Origin of the sequence: Pseudoalteromonas sp. SR45-5, assembly GCF_014163565.1 — a bacterium.
Lineage (GTDB): Bacteria > Pseudomonadota > Gammaproteobacteria > Enterobacterales > Alteromonadaceae > Pseudoalteromonas > Pseudoalteromonas distincta.
The window spans coordinates 1-4,364 of the sequence record NZ_JACJDN010000334.1 but is presented as its reverse complement, the minus strand read 5'-3'; the positions used below and the strand labels follow the sequence as shown (position 1 = coordinate 4,364).

At 38.8% G+C, this 4,364-nt stretch carries 3 protein-coding genes; 2 read left to right on the top strand and 1 reads right to left on the bottom strand.

Annotated features, from left to right (window positions below; all coding sequences use genetic code 11):
- The coding region (locus H5072_RS12715; protein WP_182693721.1) for a diguanylate cyclase domain-containing protein at positions 1 to 1,766 on the top strand (1,766 nt) is incomplete at its 5' end.
- 15 nt (positions 1,767 to 1,781) lie between these two features.
- Here H5072_RS12715 and rep read toward each other — a convergent pair.
- Complete coding sequence (rep, locus tag H5072_RS12710; protein ID WP_182693720.1) at positions 1,782 to 3,800, bottom strand: DNA helicase Rep; 2,019 nt, start codon at positions 3,798 to 3,800, stop codon at positions 1,782 to 1,784.
- 161 nt (positions 3,801 to 3,961) lie between these two features.
- Here rep and H5072_RS12705 point away from each other — a divergent pair, with 161 nt between their 5' ends.
- Entirely contained in the window at positions 3,962 to 4,225 is a 264-nt protein-coding gene (locus H5072_RS12705) for a ubiquinone biosynthesis accessory factor UbiK (protein ID WP_002959905.1), read from the top strand.
- The last annotated feature ends 139 nt before the right edge of the window (positions 4,226 to 4,364 follow it).

Here is a 4,364-nt window from a genome sequence, read left to right as displayed (position 1 = left end):
TTGCGCTTTATGATAAAGAAACAGGGTGGATTAGTTTTCCTTATTGCGTAGATGAATTTAAAGAAAATACACAGCCAAGACGCTTTGCTAAAGGTTATAGCGAACTGGTAATAAGCACCGAAGAAACACAACTAATACACCCATGTAGAGCAAAAGAATTAATAGTAAGCGGTGTGGTACAACGTTCAGCACCTGTACCAAAAGAGCAAATGGCCACTAGCTGGTTAGGCGCTCCACTTAAAACAGCTCAAGGTGTTATCGGCCTTATTGTTTGCCAAGCCTACGATAACAAACATATTTTCAGCCGAGATGATTGCGAGTTAATTACCTTTGTATCGCATCAAATTGCAGCTGTTTTACAAACAAAGCTCGTCAATCAAGCAATTGCAAAAAGCCATCAAGAACTCGAATTTAGAGTAAACGAAAAAACCAAAGAATTGCGTCAAACTAATCTGCACTTACAAATGCAAATAGATGAGCGAAAAAAAATAGAGCAGCAGCTTTATCATGATGCACATCACGATTCACTTACGAGCTTGCCTAATCGTAGTCTATTTTTAACTCAGCTCGAAAAAACGCTACAACATTATCAACGTTTTCCTGAGCACCACTTTGCTGTTTTGTTTATCGATTTAGATAAATTTAAAGATATTAACGATCAGCTTGGCCACCATGCAGGCGATCAATTTTTAATTAACGTAAGTGAGTTATTTGCCCAATGTATACGCGAGCATGATTTACTAGCACGTTTAGGCGGGGATGAATTTGTTATTTTATTAACCCATTTAACTGAGCCTCAACAAGCAGAAGATGTTGCAAATCGTATTATAGATTTAATGAAAAAACCCTTTTATCTCAAATGTGAGTCTTTACAAAGTGGCGCAAGTATAGGGATAACCTACTCAAAGAAAAGCTATACGCATACAGATGAAATTATTCGTGATGCCGATGCCGCCATGTATCACGCCAAAAACTCAGGAAAAAATCGTTACGAGTTATTTCATCCGCTATTAACGCAATCAATACCTGCGCAGACTCTAAAAGCACAACATCACCTTGATATATTACCTATGAGTTTTAGAAGCTCAGAAATAATTACGCTTGATGAGCAACAACAGTCTGAATCTTTATTTGAAGCATTTGGTGAACACCCAATACTTGGCTTTACTAGCTTTGATATTTTGAAAAAGTTTGCATCAGATAAAGAGCAGCATCTGCAAGTAGAGTTACAACTATTACAACGCGCCTATGCACAAGCAATTACTGCAAATGTAGCTATGGCATTGGTTCCTTGCTCTGGTTTGCTACTTGAGGAACACGAATTTGTTTTATTTACAGATACGCTAAATAAACAACAAGGACAAAGCCAACTCTGTTTATTATTTGATGAACAAGAAATTCGCCACGCATGTGCAACGCAAATAAAAAACCTCAAAACGCTATCGCAACTTGGTTATTCAATTGGTTTAAACAATTTTGCTAAAGACAGGTGCGAACTTAATTTACTAACCGATATTAATTTTGATTATTTACTACTTAGCTCGACCTTTAGTAAACGTGTTTTACAACAAGAAAGTTACGATTTTCAGCTACAGGGCGTGCTTGCAATTACAAAGCTCAAAGCAATGAAGGTCATTGCTAAAGGCCCATCAATACTTAATTTTAGAGCTTTATTAGATAAACACGGTTTGGCATTTTTTGTAGGTAAACAACACGCTTTAGTATGCTCTGAGTTACCTGAAGTGCAAGCAACCCAGTCTTTATAAAGTTAGCCTGAGGTATTACTCAGGCTTTTTAAACATCGCTCGTAAGTTAGCGACTCTTGCTTGGCCTTTTTCCATGCGCTCTGCTTGGGTATTTGGCGCTTTTTTGTTTTCGAACGCAAGATCGTCCTGCGGTAACTCTTGTACAAATCGGCTTAATTCAGTTTGTGAGGTTTCACCAAATTGACGACGTATCTTTGCATAAGTAAGTGTTAACTCCTGCTGTGCGCGAGTAATACCAACATAAGCTAAGCGACGTTCTTCATCTACGTTGTCCTCATCAATACTTACCTGATGCGGAAGTAAACCCTCTTCCATACCCACCATAAATACGTACGGGTACTCTAAGCCCTTTGATGCATGTAGTGTTGATAAGTGCACTGCATCGGTTTCATCTTCTTCTTCGTTACGCTCAAGCATATCCCGAAGGGTTAGCTTGCTAACAACCTCGGCTAATGTCATTGGTTCGTTGTCGGCATCACCGGTCAACATATCTGTTATCCAACGATACAGCTCTGATACGTTTTTCATACGCATTTCAGCCGCTTTTGCACTCGGTGACGACTCGTACAAATATGCCTCGTAATTAATATTACGCACTAAGTCTTTAACAGCTTCGAGCGTATCACCGCGTACTGCGTTATCAGATAGCTCAACAACCCAGCGTGCAAATCCAGCAAGCGCATTAAAGCCACGCCCTTTTAGTCTGTAGCCTAAATCGTTATCAAAACAGGTAGCAAACAAGCTCGCGTGCTTTTCATTAGCAAGCGTACCAAGCTTTTCAAGGGTAACCGTGCCTATTTCGCGTCGCGGTGTATTTACGATACGTAAAAACGCATTGTCATCATCTTGATTAACTAATAGGCGTAAGTACGCCATAATATCTTTAATTTCTGAGCGAGCGAAAAACGACATACCGCCACTAATTTTATAAGGGATACGGTTACTCATTAGTGATTTTTCAAAGCCACGTGCTTGATGATTACCACGATATAAAATCGCGTAATCTTTATAGCTGGTTCGCTTCATAAACTTATGTGAAATTATTTCAGCAACCACACGCTCAGATTCATGCTCTTCATCGCGGCACCCTATTACTTTAATCGGCTCTCCATAACCTAGTTCACTAAATAACTTTTTCTCTATGTCATGTGGGTTATTGGCAATTAAAATGTTAGCTGCTTTTAGTATTCGCCCTGCACTTCGATAGTTTTGTTCAAGCTTTATAAGTCTAAGCCCTGGGTAGTCTTTACCTAATAACACTAAGTTTTGCGGGCGAGCACCACGCCATGAGTAAATTGATTGATCGTCATCACCTACCACAGTAAAACGGGCACGCTCGCCTACTAGCAATTTAACAAGTTGATATTGGCTTGTATTGGTATCTTGATACTCATCCACCAGCAAGTATTTAAAGCGTTGCTGCCAGCGCTCACGAGATGTGGCGTTATTAGTAAGTAACAAAGTAGGGATCATAATTAAATCATCAAAATCCAGTGCGTTATAAGCACGCAGTTGATTTTGATAGCGCCCATATAACTGCGCGAACAATGCCTTTTGCGCATCACGCGCTTCGCGTATTGCTTGCTCTGGCAGTACTAATTCGTTTTTCCAACTACCAATTTCCATTTTAAGTAGTTTGAGTAAGTCCTTGTCTTTTTTGAGCTCGTCTTCGGTAAGCTCACTAAGAAGCTGATTGGTATCTTGATCATCAAATAACGAAAAGCCGGGTTTAAACCCTAATGTACTCAACTCTTTTTTTATTATTTCTAAACCGAGTGTATGAAACGTTGATACCCATAAACCTTTAGCGTCTTGCTTACCGAGCGTTTGCAGTACTCGCTCACGCATTTCTTTGGCTGCTTTATTGGTAAAAGTAACAGCGGCTATATTTCGTGCTTTGTACTCACATTTTTTCACTAAATAAGCGATTTTATTCGTAATAACACGGGTTTTACCAGAGCCTGCGCCCGCGAGTACTAAGCAGGGACCACTAATATATTTTACGGCTTCATCTTGTTTAGGATTGAGTTTCATAACGACCAAAGAAATTTAAAAGACGCGCAATTTTAACGTAACCATTACAGCGAGCATAGCAATTGCCTTAATTAATTAAGGTAAAGATGATCATGTGTTAAATACCGTGGGTATAAGGTAATATTAGTTATTATCATTTAGGCAATGCCGAAGGGACAAATATGATCAACCCAGCAAAACTTGAAGAAATTGCTAAGCAAATTACTAGCAATATGCCGCAAGGTGTAAAAAACCTAGCAGACACACTCGAAGGTAAAACAAAGCAAGTTCTACAAAACAAGCTTGCTGAGATGGACTTTGTGAGCCGTGAAGAATTTGATGTGCAAAGCCAAGTACTTATTCGTACTCGCGAAAAGTTAACCGAACTTGAAGCTAAAGTTTCATTGCTTGAGCAACAACTTAGCGCTAAAACTGACGCTGAATAATTATACCAATTGCATTAAATTAGTGTTCTATTATAGCGATATGAAAATAGCTCAATAACAAGGCTAAAATTATGGTACATAGTTGTTCTATATAAATAATTTTTAACGTAGTTAGTGAGTTATTTAATACACTAAGATG